The sequence below is a fragment of the Bacillus sp. B1-b2 genome (assembly GCF_009183415.1).
Classification (GTDB): Bacteria; Bacillota; Bacilli; order Bacillales; family Cytobacillaceae; genus Niallia.
On the sequence record NZ_WEHU01000050.1, the window covers coordinates 1 to 16,385 of the forward strand.

Genomic DNA, 16,385 nt, shown 5'->3' on the forward strand with positions numbered 1-16,385 from the left:
TGCGGAAGGGATAAGTGCTGAAAGCATCTAAGCATGAAGCCCCCCTCAAGATGAGATTTCCCATAGCGTAAGCTAGTAAGATCCCTGAAAGATGATCAGGTTGATAGGTCAGAGGTGGAAGCGTGGTGACACGTGGAGCTGACTGATACTAATAGATCGAGGACTTAACTAAAATAGATTACTTGGTTCTTTGTTTCTTCTAATGATTTAGTTTTGAGAGAATAATTTCTCTAACCTAATAAGTCTGGTGGCGATAGCGAGAAGGTCACACCCGTTCCCATACCGAACACGGAAGTTAAGCTTCTTAGCGCCGATGGTAGTTGGGGGCTCTCCCCCTGTGAGAGTAGGACGTCGCCAGGCACCAAAAAAAGCATCTAACTTTGTTAGGTGCTTTTTTTATTAAAATATATTAAGTCAAAAGATTGCCTTCATCTTGAATATCCAATAATTGTATTTCGAGACTATATTATACCAATTTGTTTAGATTGTATTCTTAAGTAACAATTCACTGATTAACTGTGGACCCTTTTCTGTAGTGATGGCAAGGAACGATTCAATATAAGGAAAATCTTTATTTGGCATCGTTTTTAAAAGTTCACTCCACCACTCAATTTCATATCTAGCTATCATACTAAGATTGTATAATAGGATATAATGACTTATTAATTCTGTTAAAAAAGGACGAGGTTCCTTGTCTGTAGAAATACAGTGTATTTTCTTTAGTTTATCCCATTTGACTAATTTATGATTGCTTAGAGGTTCAAATAGTTCCACTTGGAGTTGATCTTTTAATCGAGTGATTTTACTAATGCTAAGATCAAAACTATTTTGTAAATACTCCTGTAGTTGTTGCTCATTCATATAATATGCAGATAGAATTTCCTTAGGAAGAGACAATAAGGGATACTCATATTCCACTGGTAAATAAGTACGATTTCCATCCATAGCAAAGATTAGATCAGATAGTTCAGGTATTTGTTGAAATAAATAACCCATCTTCACTTTTTCTCCATCTAAATGATTATAATGAAATAGTTTTTCGGACATAAATGTGAATAGACCGTTTTTTTGTACCTTTACCTCATCCTGTGAAAATAAATATCCTTGTTTTTTTAGTTTTCTGCTAGATACTCCATGTGCTAATACGGAAGTAGAGCTTGGATAGTCTGGATCAACTGTGAGTAAGCATGCTTTTATGAAATGAACAAGTCCATAGAAGAGCAGTACCGGTTTTATATTTATAGGAGCATTTCTCGCTTGCTCATAATATAATTTTCCATTTTCCAAAAAGTACATAAATGGATAACAGTTTTGGTAGCTTTTTGAGTCTATATCTGCTATATGTAAAGAACGGTAACATTTTTTTAAGTAGGATTGACTGTATTCGGCTGAAAAAAAACAACTGTATGAGCTCCAGTTCAAATGTAAAGTGGACATTCATTAATCCCTCCTAAATTATTTGAATAATAAGACTTATTCAACTCACCTTGACAGTATTTTGTCCAATTGATAACCTTACTAATAATATTTTTAACAATTTGGAGGCGTTAATATGTGGGAAAGTAAATTTGCTAAAGAAGGTTTAACGTTTGATGATGTATTATTAATTCCAGCTAAATCGGAAGTTTTACCTAGAGATGTAAGTTTGAAAGTACAACTAGCAAAAAACTTGAATCTAAATATCCCGCTAATTAGTGCGGGGATGGATACTGTGACAGAAGCTGAAATGGCTATTTCCATTGCAAGACAAGGTGGCTTAGGCATCATTCATAAAAATATGTCTATAGAGCAACAAGCTGAGCAAGTTGATAAGGTAAAACGTTCAGAAAGTGGAGTAATAACAGATCCTTTCTTTTTAACCCCAGAGCATCAAGTTTTTGATGCAGAACACCTAATGGGTAAATATAGAATCTCTGGTGTGCCAATTGTTAATAATAATGATGAGCAAAAGTTAGTTGGTATATTAACGAATCGTGATCTTCGCTTTATTGAAGACTTTTCCATTAAAATATCTGATGTAATGACAAAAGATAATTTAGTAACAGCTTCTGTTGGGACAACATTAGATGAGGCAGAGAAAATTTTACAAAAACATAAAATTGAAAAATTACCTTTAATTGACGGTGAAGGTGTATTAAAGGGTTTAATTACAATTAAAGATATTGAAAAAGTAATTGAGTTTCCTCATTCTGCAAAAGATGCTCAAGGTAGATTACTTGTTGGTGCTGCTGTAGGAGTGACTACAGATGCATTAAAGCGAGTAGAGCTTCTAGTTAAGTCAAATGTAGATGTAGTAGTTATTGATACGGCCCATGGCCACTCACAAGGGGTATTGGACGGAATAAGAGATATTAGAAATGCTTATCCTGAATTGACAATTATTGCAGGAAATGTAGCGACGGCTGAGGGAACTAGAGCATTAATAGAAGCTGGAGCTGATATTGTAAAAGTAGGAATTGGCCCTGGATCAATTTGTACAACACGAGTAGTTGCAGGTGTAGGAGTACCACAAATTACAGCAGTTTATGACTGTGCAACTGAAGCAAGAAAGTTTGGTAAATCTATTATTGCAGACGGTGGTATTAAGTACTCTGGTGATATTGTTAAAGCTCTTGCAGCTGGTGGTCATGCAGTTATGCTTGGAAGTTTACTTGCTGGAGTATCAGAAAGTCCTGGTGAAACAGAAATCTTCCAAGGAAGAAGATTTAAAGTTTATAGAGGAATGGGTTCTGTCGCTGCGATGGAAAAAGGTTCTAAGGATCGTTATTTCCAAGAGGACAATAAGAAATTTGTGCCTGAAGGAATTGAAGGTAGATTACCGTATAAAGGGCCTCTTTCAGATACTATTTACCAGCTAGTAGGTGGTATACGTTCTGGAATGGGATATTGTGGATCTAAAGATTTACATGAATTAAGAGAAAATAGTCAATTTATCAAAATGACAGGTGCTGGCTTGAGAGAAAGCCATCCACATGACGTGCAGATTACAAAAGAAGCTCCAAATTATTCTATTTCCTAAGTTGTTTTATTACAAATAATATAAAAATATTACCTTATTTTACAATAGACAGTGTACCTTAAACCTGTCTATTTTTTTTGTTTTTTTTGTGTTAAACTGAACAAGGGAAATACTTAACTCTAAAAATAATGCAAGATAAATAGATAAAAAAAGAATATAGTTTTGGAGGTTATTGAATTGAAACAAATGAAAAAGTGGACAGTCTCTTTCTTCGTAGTAGTGCTATTTCTTAGTACATTAACAACTGGTCTACCGAATCAAGTAAAGGCAGCTGAAAATGATGAACTAGGGCTAGATGCAGGTGCAGTATTGCTTATTGATGCAGCAAATGGAGAAATATTATATGAAAAGAATGCAGACGAGCTGCTTGGGGTAGCATCTATGTCTAAAATGATGACAGAATATATTGTTCTGGAATCTATTAAAAATGGAAAAATAACTTGGGATCAAAAAGTAAAAATTAATAATTATATTCATAGATTATCTGGAGCTCCTGAACTATCAAATGTAGGCTTAACTGAGGGAGAAGAATATACAGTTAAAGAATTATACCAAGCTATGGCAATTCACTCTGGAAATGCCGCTACTGTTGCGTTGGCAGAATTAATTGCAGGAACAGAAAAGAATTATATTAATGTAATGAATCAAAAAGCGGAAGAGCTTGGGTTAAAAGATTATAAGTTTGTTAACTCTTCTGGGTTAAATAATAGCGATTTATTAGGGAACCTAGCTGCTGGAAGCGAAACAGATGAAAATTTGATGAGTGCTAGAGCGGTAGGAAAACTAGCATATCGCTTGGTTAGCGATTATCCAGAAGTACTAGAAACATCTAGTATGCCTGTGTTGAAATTCCGTGATGGTAGAGAATATAAAAACTTTAACTGGTTATTACCTTCTCTTGTTTTCGGATACGATGGAGTAGATGGGCTAAAAACTGGTTCTACTGATTTTGCTAAATATAATGTAACAGTAACAGCGACTAAAGGTGACCAGCGTCTAATCGCTGTAATTATGAAAAGTGAAACAATTAATTCTCGATTCACAGAGGCAAGGAAGTTATTAGATTATGCATTTGGTAATTACTCAAGTGAAGAAATCTTACCTACAGATTATGTTATAGATAAGAATAAAACAATCGGTGTAACAAAAGGAAAAGAAGATAAAGTAAGCATTAGTACGAATGATGCAATTACATTAACTATAAAAAATGGTGAAAAAGAAAACTATGTAGCAAAATTAGTACTAGATGAGAAAAAGTTAAATAAAGATGGGGAACTGACTGCTCCTGTTAAAAAAGGGGATAAAGTTGGTTATGTTACATTAGAAACAAAGGATGGACAAACAGTTCCTTTTATCACAAGTGATGGTGAAGATACAATTAAAGTTGATGTAGTAGCTAATGAGACAGTAGAAAAAGCTAACTGGTTTGTATTAGCTATGCGTGGCATTGGCTCATTCTTCGGTAATGTTTGGGATAGTGTATCTAATACGGTGACAGGCTGGTTCTAAAATAAATATTTTATGAAATGATAGAAAAAGGGTTTTCCTGTATTAACAGGAAACTCTTTTTTTATTGGTTATTTTTAGTAGGGAGTAGACATATTCTCATAGAGATAGTAAAAATGGTGACTTTACAGGAGGCATACAAATGAAAACTGGTAGTGTTCGAGTGAAACGAGGAATGGCTGAACTGCAAAAAGGTGGCGTAATAATGGATGTTATCCATGCAGAGCAAGCAAAAATTGCCGAAGAAGCAGGCGCAGCTGCAGTAATGATAATTGAGAATGTGCCTTCTGACATTCGCGCAGCGGATGGTGTTGCACGAATGGCTAATCCTACAATAGTTGAAGAAGTGATGAGTGCTGTATCAATACCAGTTATGGCAAAAGTACGAATAGGCCATATTGTAGAAGCAAGAGTACTCGAAGCAATAGGTGTTGATTATATAGATGAAAGTGAAGTATTAACACCAGCAGATACAGAGTATCATTTACATAAAAAGGAATACATAGTACCGTTTGTTTGTGGTTGTCGTGATCTTGGTGAAGCAGCCAGACGTATAGGAGAAGGTGCTTCTATGCTTCGTACAATAGGAGAACATGGAACAGGGAATCTTGGTGAAGCAGTTCGTCACATAAGAAAAGTAAATGCACAAGTACGTAAAGTAATTCATATGAATAGAGACGAACTAATGACAGAAGCGAAACTATCAGGAGCACCATACGAACTTTTACTAGAAATAAAACGGTTAGGTCGTTTGCCAGTTGTTTATTTTGCTGCTGGAGGTATAGCAACACCAGCAGATGCAGCATTGATGATGCAGTTAGGAGCAGATGGAGTATTTATAGGATCTAGTATCTTTCAATCAGACAATCCAGCAAAGTTTGCTAAAGCAATTGTAGAAGCAACAACACATTACCAAGATTATAAATTAATTGCTGAGATTTCTAAGAACTTAGAAGCAGAAATGAAGCGTGCAGACATGTCTATACTATCTCTTGATGCACTTATGAAAGAGAGTGGCTGGTAGGTTATGGACATAAGAGATAATATAAGGATTGGTGTTCTTGGATTACAAGGTGCTGTAAGAGAACATGTACAAGCATTAGAAGCTAATGGAGTAGAAGCAGTTATTATAAGAAAAAAAGAACAGTTGAATGACATAGACGGCTTCATTATCCCTGGTGGAGAAAGCACCACTATAGGTAGGCTTATTGGTCATTATGATTTTATGAATGCTTTAAAGGAGTTTGCTGCTTCTGGTAAGCCGATGTTTGGGACTAGTGCTGGACTAATTCTTTTAGCAAAATCTATTGAAGGCTATGTTGAATCATATATTGGGGTAATAGATGTTCGTATAGAACGAAATTGTTATGGTAGACAGAAAGAGAGTTTTGAAGCTGAAATAGATATAGCTGGTGTGGCTGATGAATTTACAGCTGTTTTTATTCGTGCTCCTCATATAGCAAGTGCAGGAGAGGATGTAGAAATACTAGCTAAACATAATGGTCGAATAGTTGCGGTTAGGGAAGGATCATTTCTGGCTTGTTCTTTTCATCCTGAATTAACAGACGATCATCGCTTGATAGAATATTTTATTCGTATGGTTAAAGAATCAAAGATATAGTTTTTGCATAAGATATTGAAACTTGGTAATAATTATAGTAAGATGGTAAAAACTTATATGTAATCTACTATGATAGGAAATAGTAATAGGTATCTTATTCTTTAGAGAGCCGATGGTTGGTGTAAATCGGTGAATATAACCTGTGAATCCATCCTAGAGTAAAAACAAGGAACGCAATTTAGCTAGTAATTGTTTTCGGTTAAAAACCGTTATGATCTTTTAAGGTGAAAAGCATGTTGGCTTTTAACTAGGGTGGCAACGCGGGTAACTCTCGTCCCTTTTATGGGGACGGGAGTTTTTTGTTTTTTTTTAGGTAGATTACATGAAATACTAAAGGAGGAACTAGAACATGTTAGATATTAAATTTGTTCGAGCTAATTTTGAATTTGTAAAAGAGCAATTACAGCATAGAGGCGAAGACCTTTCTGAGTTAGATAACTTTGAGGAATTAGATGTAAGACGCAGAGGGTTAATAGTTGACACAGAGCAATTGAAAAGTAGAAGAAATGAAGTGTCTCAACAAGTAGCAGTCTTGAAAAGAGAAAAGAAAGATGCTGAGGCTCTTATTGTAGAAATGAGAGAAGTTGGAGATAAAATAAAGGAATTCGATAATGAACTACGTGATGTAGAAGAGAAATTACAAACTATCATGTTAGGTATACCAAATCTTCCTCACGAAAGTGTTCCAGTTGGAGATACTGAGGATGATAATGTTGAGATTAGAAAATGGGGAGAAGTTCGCGAGTTTAATTTTGAGCCAAAACCTCACTGGGATGTTGCAACAGATCTAGATTTATTAGATTTTGAACGCGCGGCAAAAGTTACGGGAAGCAGATTTGTATTCTATAAGGGGTTAGGAGCTAGATTAGAAAGAGCATTATTTAACTTTATGCTAGATCTTCATACAGAAGAGCATGGGTATAGTGAAATTATTCCTCCATTCTTAGTTAACAGAGCAAGTTTAACTGGAACTGGCCAATTACCTAAATTCGAAGAGGATGCTTTTTTAATTGAAAAAGAGGATTATTTCTTAATTCCGACGTCAGAAGTACCTGTTACAAACTTACACCGTGATGAAATTTTAGATGGAGAGCAGCTTCCTATTAAATATGCAGCATTTAGTGCAAACTTCCGCTCTGAAGCAGGTTCTGCAGGAAGGGATACAAGAGGATTAATCAGGCAGCATCAATTTAATAAGGTAGAACTTGTTAAGTTTGTTAAACCAGAAGATTCTTATGCAGAGTTAGAAAGCTTAACTCAAAACGCGGAGAAGGTATTACAGTTATTAGAACTTCCTTACCGAGTTTTAAGTATGTGTACAGGAGATTTAGGATTTACAGCTGCTAAGAAGTATGATGTAGAGGTATGGATTCCAAGTTATAATGCATATCGTGAAATATCTTCTTGTAGTAATTTTGAAGCATTCCAAGCAAGACGTGCTAATATTCGCTTCCGTAGAGAGCCGAAGGGGAAACCTGAACATGTGCATACACTAAATGGTTCAGGATTAGCTATTGGACGTACAGTTGCTGCTATTTTAGAGAATTATCAGCAAGAGGATGGCAGTGTAATCATTCCAGAAGTACTTAGACCTTATATGGGGAATAGAGAAGTTATCCCTTTTAAATGAAGATAGATTGAAGGAGGGGGACTTTCCCTCTCCTTATTTGTTTCTTTTAGTTCGAGATAATGAAAATTTAAAATATGCTTGACTTCTAATTCTTCAAGTGATATATTATTAATTGTCTGATGGAGGAATACCCAAGTCCGGCTGAAGGGATCGGTCTTGAAAACCGACAGGCGGGTCAAACCGCGCAGGGGTTCGAATCCCCTTTCCTCCTCCATGATACTTTAAATGCGCATAATATTTGGAGATATATGAAGCTTGTTACTTTGTAGCAAGTTTTTTTTATTTGTCCTGAAAATAAACAACAATAAAAAGAGGGCTTCCTTTATGGCTTTTAGTTATGCCTATAAAGGAAAGTCCTCTTTTTTATTTACTCTTTAAATAGTTCTTATGTTGAAGAATATTTGCGATTTTCTCAATGATTGGCTCAATAGATTGAGTGCCATTCATTGCATCGTATTCATTAATATTTAATCGTAGAACAGGACATGCTGAGAAGGAATTTATCCAGCTTTCATATCTTCCATGCATTTCTTGCCAATAATCTATTGGTGTTTGCTTCTCCATTTCTCGGCCTCTTTGATCAATACGGCTTAAGATATCTTCTAAAGATCCTTCTAAATAAATTAACAAATCTGGATGAGGGAAGTAGGGTGTCATTACCATTGCATCAAAGAGACTTGTATATGTTTGATAATCAATTTCTGACATTGTTCCTTTTTCATAATGCATTTTAGCGAAAATACCAGTATCCTCATAAATAGAGCGATCTTGTATGAAGCCTCCACCATATTCAAAAATCTTCTTTTGCTCCTTGAAGCGCTCTGCTAGGAAGTACACTTGTAAATGAAAACTCCAGCGACTAAAATCTTGATAAAACTTATCTAAGTATGGATTTGTATCCACTACTTCATAGGAAGTTCGGAATTGTAAAGCTTCCGCCAAGGCGTTTGTTAAAGTGGACTTTCCGACACCAACTGTACCTGCTATAGTTATGACTGAATTGCTTGGAATATTATATTTTGTGCGTAGATTCATTCTGGAAGGCTCCTATATTTAAAATTTCTTTTACCTTTTGGATAATCAATGATAAGTCTTGCTTATTCTGAACAAAATCCAATATATCTCCGTTAAAATCGAGAACAGGGATGTGTGGATTACTTTTTTTGAAGTCATTCATCACCATATCATAATCTTGGGATAATTGTTCTAAATAAAGGGGACTAATATTCTTTTCAATATCTCTGTCTCTTTTCTTGATTCTCGCCATAATTGTTTCTAGACTAGCATGTAAATAAATAATGATATTTGGTGTTGGTAAATCTTCTGTTAAAACATCATATATTCTTACATATTTGTCCAAATCTTTATCTTGTAAAGAGCGCTTAGCAAATATAAGGTTTTTTAATATATGATAATCTGCCACAACAGGAATATTATTCGTTAAAAATTGGCTATTTATATCGTTTAATTGTTTAAATCGATTGCATAAAAAAAACATCTCTGTTTGGAAGCTCCACTCATCTATATTTTCGTAAAACTTACCTAAAAAGGGGTTCTCTTCTACAATTTCTTTTAACAACTCATATTGTAGATGTTCTGAGAGTAATTTAGCCAAGGATGTTTTTCCAACACCAATAGGTCCTTCTACAGTAATAAAAGGGATACTGTTCATTATATGTCCCTCCTGTTCTTCATATTAAATAAGAAAAAATAGTACAGTAGACATTTTAACACAGGAAAAGGGATGTGGACATATGCATGTTATTTCCTAATGAAATGAAATAAATAAAAAGAAGCTTACTAAGCAAGCTTCTTCATATAGGTTATATATTAGTATAGTGGCAGTAGACTAGTTATAACGTACCAACTACTTTATGCTCTTTTGGTCACATTAAAATTATCAACTATCAATAGCCAATTCTGTGGGAAGGAAAGACCGAGTTTCCAGTAGCTGATTCCTCTTAAATTTAGTTCTTTGATTAAATTGAATTTCGCTTGAATAGAGCGGGCATCTTCAAACCAGACTTCATGAAGCTTGCCTGTGGAATCTCTATATTTAAAGTAAGGAGCCTGGGCTTTTTGATCATAAAGAATAGCTACATTATTGTCTTTAGCAAGCTGTATAGCTGCTTGTGGGCTTAATGCTTTGGCAATAGATCCTTCCACAAATGGTAGAGTCCAATCATAGCCATAAAGATTTTGTCCCATCATTATTTTGGTAGAGGGCATTTCAGTTAACGCATATTCTAATACGTTTCTTACTGGTCCAATTGGTGAGACAGCCATAGCTGGACCACCGCTATATCCCCACTCATAGGTCATGATGACAACAAAATCAACAATCTCACCATGTGCCTTATAATCGTGTGCCTCATACCATTTTCCTTTTTGTGTGGCACTAGTTTTAGGAGCTAATGCTGTAGAAATAAGCCAGCCTTCTTGAGAAAAACGATCTTTAGCTTTTCTTAAGAATTGGTTATATGCTTCCCTATCTTGTGGTCTTAAGTATTCAAAGTCAAAATGAATATCTTTGAATCCGTACTTCTTAGCAGTATTTACTATATTTGTAAGGAACGTATTCTGTATGGTTTGATCAGTTAAAAGGATTCTTCCTAACTCAGCACTAAATTGATCATTCTCTTGGTTGGTAATAACCATCATGAGTACATTATCATTATTTGTAGCGATAGTAGGAAAATTATTGAGTAAGGGCTCTTTTAAGTTTCCATCTCTTAGTGCTTGAAAACTAAATGGAGCAAGGTAGGTTAAATAGGGAGCTGCTTCTCGAGCACTAGACTCTAAGATTGGTGCAACTGTATTTCCTCGTGGCTCCACATATGCATTCGTTTCAACTGCTCTTTTAGGACGTTGTGGAATATAGAGTCTTAACCCGATTTCTAAAGGCTGAGTAGCAGATATACGATTTATAGATGCTAACTGTTGGTAGTTCATGCCGAATTTCTGTGCTATGGACCATAAGCTATCACCTGGTTGTACCCAGTAAAAGCTACCTATTATAGGAATAACTAAAGCCTGACCAATGGCTAATTGATTAGGATTTGGTAAATCATTTGCCTCTACAAGGTCATTTACTGTTGTGCCATATGCTCTTGCAATACCAGTTACTGTTTGATTACTTTGAACAACATGAATTTGCATCTCTCTTCCCCCTTGAAAAAAGCTCCGTTATTAAAGCTTATGAAGAGGGAAGAGTAGAAATGATAGTATTTTCTTTATAGGAAAATATATTTGCCTTCATAACATGATCCATTGTACGCAAAGCATATTTATTGTCTTCATCATCTACAGATGCCATGCAGTTTTCTGGGATTAATAGTGGGAACTCCCTCATGTAGGCATCATAAGCTGTGAAAAGTACACAAATGTTTCCTGCTAATCCAGTCAGAATAAGTCTAGTCACCTTTAACTGAGTAAGGAGAGTATGTAATGCAGTCCCGAAAAAGGCTGAATGCCTTGGTTTAATAAGAAAGTAATCTTCATCAGTAGGTTTTAATTTTTCGATAACAGACTTACTTCTTTCATTAGTACAAAAGCTGATTATTTTACCTAATTCAGCTTGCCATAAATTATAATGGTCATTTATATAGATAATGGGGATTTGTTCTGCATTACATTGCTTTTTTAATTGGTAGATATGTTCTGCTATAACTGCAGCCTTTTCTGCTAGAATATTTCCATGATCAAAGTTAAAGTCATTAATCATGTCAATGATAAGTAAAGCTGTTTTAGACTCTTGCATAGATTTCTCCTTTTATGAATGAAATGCTAAAATAGTAATGATATATATATCAAATGTTCTTGTTTATTTTAAGCAAAATAAGGAATTTCATTACGAATTAAAGGAAATTTTTATATAGGTGGTCATGCAATGGAGATGTGTGAAGACAAAGTATATATGAAACTGGCTATAGAAGAAGCTAAAAAGGCTGAGAGATTGGGAGAAGTTCCTATTGGAGCTATAGTGGTTTATAAAGGAGAAGTTATTGCAAGGGCACATAATTTGAGGGAGACAGAACAATCTGCTGTTGCTCACGCAGAGTTACTTGCTATAGAAGAAGCTTGTAAAAAATTAAATACTTGGAGACTAGAGGAAGCGGTACTTTATGTAACACTTGAGCCGTGTGCTATGTGTTCGGGAGCTATCATTTTATCTAGAATCCAAAAAGTAGTTTATGGAGCAACTGATCCGAAGGGCGGCTGTGCGGGAACCTTTATGAATTTATTACAAGATAATCGCTTTAACCATCAAAGTGAAGTAGTTCAGGGGATATTAGCAGATGAATGTGGAACATTATTAACAGATTTCTTTCGCCAATTACGTGATAAGAGAAAAGCATTAAAGAAACTAGCTATGGAAGAATAGAGATATTTACAAAAATTAACACAATGTATAAGTTGCAATTTATATCGATTATAAGTATACTAAGAATGTGTCTTAAGGACACCTAACAATTTGGTATCAATTATGTCGTGCTAAGCGGGGAGGTAGCGGTGCCCTGTACTCGCAATCCGCTCTAGCGAGGCTGAATTCCTTTCCGAGGCTAGTATCCTGTAAGGTCTGCCTTAAGCAAGTAGTGTTGACGTCCGGGTCCTGCGCAATGGGAATCCATGAATCATGTCAGGTCCGGAAGGAAGCAGCATTAAGTGGACAACCCCATGTGCCGCAGGGTTACCTGGACCGAGCTAACTACTTAAGTAACGCTTATGGGTGCTAGTCGAAGAAAGGTGCACGGCAGTTTATATTACATATAAAACTCATCCATAAATGGATGGGTTTTTTTATTAGAAAGAGCGATAAAAGCTCCAGATTAGTAAGACATTATGAAAGAACAATTCATGTAAAAAAATAAGAGGATGAGCTATAATAAGGAGAGAGGAAAGGAGGGTATAAGATACTATGAATTATCAGGCTTTATACCGAGTATGGCGCCCTCAAAGTTTTATGGATGTGGTTGGACAGGAACATGTTACTAAAACACTACAGAATGCCCTGCTTCAACAAAAAATATCACATGCCTATTTATTCTCTGGACCAAGGGGAACGGGTAAAACCAGTGCAGCAAAAATACTAGCTAAAGCAGTCAACTGTGAAGGAGCACCGATAAGTGAACCGTGTAATGAATGTGACTCTTGTAGAGGAATAACGGATGGCTCTATACCTGATGTATTAGAAATAGATGCAGCTTCTAATAATGGCGTAGAAGAAATACGTGATATTAGAGATAAAGTGAAATATGCACCTAGCTCTGTCCGCTTTAAAGTTTATATCATAGATGAAGTGCATATGTTATCTATAGGAGCATTCAATGCTTTACTAAAAACGCTAGAAGAACCCCCTAAACACGTAATGTTTATTTTAGCCACTACCGAACCTCATAAAATTCCTTTAACAATAATTTCAAGATGCCAACGATTTGATTTTAGAAGAATTACATCCAATTCTATTGTAGATAGAATGAAATTGATTGTAGAGCAGTCTGGAATTAGTTGTGAAGAAAAGGCGTTACAGATGGTTGCTAGAGCAGCAGATGGTGGTATGCGTGATGCTTTAAGTCTATTAGATCAAGCTATTTCCTACAGTGAAGAAGCGGTAACTGTGGAAGATGCATTAACTGTTACTGGGGCAGTTTCTCAAGGGTTTCTAAATAAATTATCAAAGGCAATCTTAGAGTCAGATACAGTAAGTGGCTTACAATCATTAGATGAGCTCTTACTTTCTGGGAAAGATGCTAATCGATTCATAGAAGATTTTATCTTTTTCTATAGAGATATGCTTATGTATAAAACTGCTCCAAATCTAGAGGAATCCTTAGAAAGGGTACTATTAGATGAAGAATTTAAAGAACTATCAGAAATGTATGGGCAGGAACATATCTATGAACTAATTCATGTTTTAAATAAGACACAGCAGGAAATGCGTTGGACAAACCATCCAAGAATTTTCTTAGAAGTGGCTATAGTAAAGCTTTGTCAGTTGAATAAAAGTAACTCTAATAATATTAATCAGAGTATGGCGCTGCCAGAGATTCAATCTCTTATCAATAAAATCAGCAATTTAGAAGAAGAAATTAGTAAACTAAAGCTCAATGGAGTTACGGCCGTGGCAGATTCACCTGTCCCTCAAAAGAAGGCAGCAAGAACAGGTGGAAGAAAAGGATTCCAAGCACCTGTTGGGAAAATTACTGAAACTTTAAAAGTAGCTACCAAACAAGATTTACAGAATATTAAAGGAAATTGGGGGGCTATGCTAAATGCGCTTGTGCAAAATCAAATGAGATCACAAGCAGCATTACTAAATGAAGCAGAGCCAGTAGCGGCATCCTCTAATACTGTTGTGATAAAATTTAAATATGAGATACACTGTCAAATGGCATTAGATAATGTTAAATTTATAGAGATTATTACTAATTCTTTGTATCAACTCCTCGGAAAAAGGTATAATTTATTAGGAGTCCCAGACGATCAATGGCTCAAAATTAGAGAAGATTTTCTTAATAGCTCTCATCATCTTGAAAGTTCAGATGAAATAGATGGAAATAACCGCGAGGATGATTCTGTTGTTTCTGAGGCAATAAAGTTATTTGGAGAAGATATATTAGAAGTCAGGGATTAAGTGGAATTTAGTTAAGTAAACAAAATTATAACTAATATCCAAACATAATGAGAAAAATACTAAATAAATATTTGGAGGGATTTATATGCGTGGTGGCATGGGTAATATGCAAAATATGATGAAACAAATGCAAAAGATGCAAAAGAAAATGGCGGAGGCTCAAGAAGAGCTTGGTGAAAAAAAGATTGAAGGTTCTGCTGGTGGCGGTATGGTAACAGTTGTAGTTTCTGGACATAAAGAAATACTAGATGTCATTATTAAGGAAGAAGTAGTGGATCCTGAGGATGTAGAAATGTTACAAGATCTTGTTCTTGCTGCAACGAATGATGCATTGAAAAAAGCAGATGAATTAACAAACTCTACTATGGGACAATTCACTAAAGGATTAAATCTTCCTGGAATGTTTTAAGGAGGAGTATAATGCATTATCCTGAACCAATATCAAAGTTAATAGATAGTTTTATGAAATTGCCAGGTATCGGGCCTAAAACGGCCTCTAGACTGGCTTTTTTTGTATTAAGTATGAAAGAAGATACAGTGCTAGATTTTGCTAAAGCATTAGTGAATGCGAAAAGGAATCTAACTTATTGCTCTGTCTGTGGGCATATTACAGATCAAGATCCATGTTATATATGTGAGGATGTTAGAAGAGATAAAAGTATTGTTTGTGTAGTGCAAGATCCTAAAGATGTAATAGCAATGGAGAAAATGAAAGAGTATAACGGACTTTATCATGTTCTACATGGTGCGATTTCGCCAATGGATGGAATAGGACCTGAAGATATTAATGTGCCTTCTTTAATTAAAAGATTACAAGATGATGTAGTTCAAGAAGTGATCATGGCAACGAATCCTAATATAGAAGGTGAAGCAACTGCAATGTATATATCTAGGTTGTTAAAGCCTTCTGGAATTAAAATAACTAGAATTGCCCATGGATTGCCAGTTGGTGGAGATTTAGAATATGCAGATGAGGTTACACTCTCTAAAGCATTAGAAGGAAGAAGAGAAGTTTAGGAGGAGTTAGGATGTTTTTTCAACGAACAGGTAAATTAAGAAGGGAATTCGATGAAAAATTATTACTCCAATTTAGTCATTTAAAAAAAGACTGGTTAGACGATAAGTCTTTATTGGACAGAAGCTTTGATCCATCAGAAGAGGTTATCTGTGCTGCGAAGTTATCTGAAGCTAAATATTTCTTTCTATTTAAAGAAGCTAAACAAAGAAAGATAAAAATATTGAAATAAACTCTTCTGTATTAGTCTTATTTATAGATTCAATTCATATCTATAAGTACAAGCTAATAGAGAGGATGAGTATATAGTGAGTCCTACGGTCGTTATATCTATAGTAATTGGTTTGGTTATTCTACTATTGGTTGTTGGTACACCAATCAGGCCATTAAGATTTCTAGGACAAGTAGTTATTAAAGTGGTTATTGGCGCATTATTTTTGTTTTTTCTAAATGCAATAGGAAATCAATATGGAATTCATGTTCCGATTAACATTATCACATCTACCATATCAGGAATTTTAGGTATCCCAGGTTTAGTTGCAATGGTAGCATTACAACAATTTGTACTGTGAGTAATACGGAAGTAGTTTGGAGATTAAATTTCGCTTGTATACATAAAGTGAAATTTAATCTTTTTTATTGTAAAAGATTGTTGACTTAATATTTGTATGGTGATAATATATTAAAAGTCGCCGGTTGGTTAAAACAATCGTGTAAATGTTTTTTTAAAAAAACATTTGACAAATATATTGATTAAATGATAATATATAAAAGTTGCTTCTGATAGCAACACTGATATTGCTCTTTGAAAACTGAACAATAAACGTCAACAATAATCGTTCTTAAATGAACGGAAACAAGTAATACAAAAGCTAGAGTTTAGCAATGAGCTAATCTTACTCTTTATTGGAGAGTTTGATCCTGGCTCAGGACGAACGCTGGCGGCGTGCCTAATACATG

16 protein-coding genes, 1 tRNA gene, 2 rRNA genes, 1 other RNA gene and 1 other annotated feature are annotated in these 16,385 nt (G+C 35.1%); of the genes, 15 read left to right on the top strand and 5 right to left on the bottom strand.

Translation table 11 applies throughout. The features are described from left to right. Nucleotides 1–172, top strand: a 23S ribosomal RNA gene (locus F9279_RS23860); the annotation flags it as partial. A gap of 71 nt (nt 173–243) precedes the next feature. After that, nucleotides 244–360 (top strand): 5S ribosomal RNA (rrf, locus tag F9279_RS23865). 120 nt (nt 361–480) lie between these two features. Here rrf and F9279_RS23870 read toward each other — a convergent pair. Beyond that, the gene (locus F9279_RS23870; RefSeq protein ID WP_152116620.1) at nt 481–1,437 is read right to left on the bottom strand and encodes a YaaC family protein; all 957 of its coding nucleotides are present in this window, start codon (nt 1,435–1,437) and stop codon (nt 481–483) included. A gap of 115 nt (nt 1,438–1,552) precedes the next feature. Between F9279_RS23870 and guaB the strand changes: the two genes are divergently transcribed. The 6 genes from guaB (at nt 1,553) to F9279_RS23900 (ending at nt 7,990) form a co-directional block, all read left to right on the top strand. Continuing rightward, the gene (gene guaB, locus F9279_RS23875) at nt 1,553–3,019 is read left to right on the top strand and encodes an IMP dehydrogenase (RefSeq protein WP_152116621.1); all 1,467 of its coding nucleotides are present in this window, start codon (nt 1,553–1,555) and stop codon (nt 3,017–3,019) included. Nucleotides 3,020–3,205: 186 nt separating this feature from the next. Then, entirely contained in the window at nt 3,206–4,528 is a 1,323-nt protein-coding gene (locus tag F9279_RS23880; RefSeq protein ID WP_226793888.1) for a D-alanyl-D-alanine carboxypeptidase family protein, read from the top strand. 139 nt (nt 4,529–4,667) lie between these two features. Continuing rightward, nucleotides 4,668–5,549, top strand: a complete 882-nt coding sequence (gene pdxS / locus F9279_RS23885; RefSeq protein ID WP_152116623.1) for a pyridoxal 5'-phosphate synthase lyase subunit PdxS — start codon at nt 4,668–4,670, stop codon at nt 5,547–5,549. A gap of 3 nt (nt 5,550–5,552) precedes the next feature. After that, nucleotides 5,553–6,146, top strand: coding sequence for a pyridoxal 5'-phosphate synthase glutaminase subunit PdxT (gene pdxT / locus F9279_RS23890; RefSeq protein ID WP_152116624.1), 594 nt, complete (start codon nt 5,553–5,555; stop codon nt 6,144–6,146). Nucleotides 6,147–6,206: 60 nt separating this feature from the next. Continuing rightward, nucleotides 6,207–6,428, top strand: a binding site (T-box leader). 67 nt (nt 6,429–6,495) lie between these two features. Further along, nucleotides 6,496–7,776, top strand: a complete 1,281-nt coding sequence (gene serS, locus F9279_RS23895; protein ID WP_152116625.1) for a serine--tRNA ligase — start codon at nt 6,496–6,498, stop codon at nt 7,774–7,776. A gap of 121 nt (nt 7,777–7,897) precedes the next feature. Beyond that, nucleotides 7,898–7,990: transfer RNA gene (locus F9279_RS23900), tRNA-Ser, on the top strand. Between the two features lie 149 nt (nt 7,991–8,139). On the opposite strand, the gene F9279_RS23905 is transcribed toward F9279_RS23900, so the two are convergent. The 4 genes from F9279_RS23905 to F9279_RS23920 form a co-directional block, all read right to left on the bottom strand. Further along, complete coding sequence (locus F9279_RS23905) at nt 8,140–8,811, bottom strand: deoxynucleoside kinase (protein ID WP_152116626.1); 672 nt, start codon at nt 8,809–8,811, stop codon at nt 8,140–8,142. Next, nucleotides 8,789–9,448, bottom strand: coding sequence for a deoxynucleoside kinase (locus F9279_RS23910; protein ID WP_152116627.1), 660 nt, complete (start codon nt 9,446–9,448; stop codon nt 8,789–8,791). Before F9279_RS23910 ends, F9279_RS23905 begins: the two co-directional genes overlap by 23 nt. A gap of 200 nt (nt 9,449–9,648) precedes the next feature. Beyond that, nucleotides 9,649–10,935, bottom strand: a complete 1,287-nt coding sequence (locus F9279_RS23915) for a LysM peptidoglycan-binding domain-containing protein (protein WP_152116628.1) — start codon at nt 10,933–10,935, stop codon at nt 9,649–9,651. Between the two features lie 37 nt (nt 10,936–10,972). Next, nucleotides 10,973–11,536, bottom strand: a complete 564-nt coding sequence (locus tag F9279_RS23920) for a cysteine hydrolase family protein (protein ID WP_152116629.1) — start codon at nt 11,534–11,536, stop codon at nt 10,973–10,975. 135 nt (nt 11,537–11,671) lie between these two features. On the opposite strand from F9279_RS23920, the gene tadA reads away from it, so the two are divergent. The 7 genes from tadA (at nt 11,672) to F9279_RS23955 (ending at nt 15,997) form a co-directional block, all read left to right on the top strand. After that, a complete protein-coding gene (gene tadA / locus F9279_RS23925; RefSeq protein WP_413463245.1) occupies nt 11,672–12,160 on the top strand; it encodes a tRNA adenosine(34) deaminase TadA in 489 nt (162 codons plus the stop codon). A 105-nt stretch (nt 12,161–12,265) separates the two neighbouring features. Then, an RNA gene (gene ffs, locus F9279_RS23930) (signal recognition particle sRNA large type) lies at nt 12,266–12,530 on the top strand. 164 nt (nt 12,531–12,694) lie between these two features. Then, nucleotides 12,695–14,410 carry a DNA polymerase III subunit gamma/tau gene (gene dnaX / locus F9279_RS23935; protein WP_152116631.1) on the top strand — a complete coding sequence of 572 codons (1,716 nt, stop codon included), beginning with the start codon at nt 12,695–12,697 and terminating at the stop codon, nt 14,408–14,410. An 85-nt stretch (nt 14,411–14,495) separates the two neighbouring features. After that, nucleotides 14,496–14,819, top strand: coding sequence for a YbaB/EbfC family nucleoid-associated protein (locus tag F9279_RS23940; RefSeq protein WP_152116632.1), 324 nt, complete (start codon nt 14,496–14,498; stop codon nt 14,817–14,819). An 11-nt stretch (nt 14,820–14,830) separates the two neighbouring features. Then, entirely contained in the window at nt 14,831–15,427 is a 597-nt protein-coding gene (gene recR / locus F9279_RS23945) for a recombination mediator RecR (RefSeq protein WP_152116633.1), read from the top strand. 11 nt (nt 15,428–15,438) lie between these two features. Next, the gene (locus F9279_RS23950; RefSeq protein WP_152116634.1) at nt 15,439–15,657 is read left to right on the top strand and encodes a YaaL family protein; all 219 of its coding nucleotides are present in this window, start codon (nt 15,439–15,441) and stop codon (nt 15,655–15,657) included. 76 nt (nt 15,658–15,733) lie between these two features. Further along, nucleotides 15,734–15,997: a pro-sigmaK processing inhibitor BofA family protein gene (locus F9279_RS23955; RefSeq protein ID WP_152116635.1), complete on the top strand. Its 264-nt coding sequence runs from the start codon at nt 15,734–15,736 to the stop codon at nt 15,995–15,997. The last annotated feature ends 388 nt before the right edge of the window (nt 15,998–16,385 follow it).

Excerpts from the sequence above, each read along its gene's own strand:
- F9279_RS23905 (WP_152116626.1), bottom strand. The coding sequence starts at position 8,811 with ATGAATCTACGCACAAAATATAATATTCCAAGCAATTCAGTCATAACT.
- F9279_RS23920 (WP_152116629.1), bottom strand. The coding sequence starts at position 11,536 with ATGCAAGAGTCTAAAACAGCTTTACTTATCATTGACATGATTAATGAC.
- F9279_RS23870 (WP_152116620.1), bottom strand. The coding sequence starts at position 1,437 with ATGTCCACTTTACATTTGAACTGGAGCTCATACAGTTGTTTTTTTTCA.
- serS (WP_152116625.1), top strand. The coding sequence starts at position 6,496 with ATGTTAGATATTAAATTTGTTCGAGCTAATTTTGAATTTGTAAAAGAG.
- pdxS (WP_152116623.1), top strand. The coding sequence starts at position 4,668 with ATGAAAACTGGTAGTGTTCGAGTGAAACGAGGAATGGCTGAACTGCAA.
- F9279_RS23915 (WP_152116628.1), bottom strand. The coding sequence starts at position 10,935 with ATGCAAATTCATGTTGTTCAAAGTAATCAAACAGTAACTGGTATTGCA.
- dnaX (WP_152116631.1), top strand. The coding sequence starts at position 12,695 with ATGAATTATCAGGCTTTATACCGAGTATGGCGCCCTCAAAGTTTTATG.
- F9279_RS23880 (WP_226793888.1), top strand. The coding sequence starts at position 3,206 with ATGAAAAAGTGGACAGTCTCTTTCTTCGTAGTAGTGCTATTTCTTAGT.
- F9279_RS23950 (WP_152116634.1), top strand. The coding sequence starts at position 15,439 with ATGTTTTTTCAACGAACAGGTAAATTAAGAAGGGAATTCGATGAAAAA.
- pdxT (WP_152116624.1), top strand. The coding sequence starts at position 5,553 with ATGGACATAAGAGATAATATAAGGATTGGTGTTCTTGGATTACAAGGT.
- F9279_RS23910 (WP_152116627.1), bottom strand. The coding sequence starts at position 9,448 with ATGAACAGTATCCCTTTTATTACTGTAGAAGGACCTATTGGTGTTGGA.
- F9279_RS23940 (WP_152116632.1), top strand. The coding sequence starts at position 14,496 with ATGCGTGGTGGCATGGGTAATATGCAAAATATGATGAAACAAATGCAA.
- recR (WP_152116633.1), top strand. The coding sequence starts at position 14,831 with ATGCATTATCCTGAACCAATATCAAAGTTAATAGATAGTTTTATGAAA.
- guaB (WP_152116621.1), top strand. The coding sequence starts at position 1,553 with ATGTGGGAAAGTAAATTTGCTAAAGAAGGTTTAACGTTTGATGATGTA.
- tadA (WP_413463245.1), top strand. The coding sequence starts at position 11,672 with ATGTGTGAAGACAAAGTATATATGAAACTGGCTATAGAAGAAGCTAAA.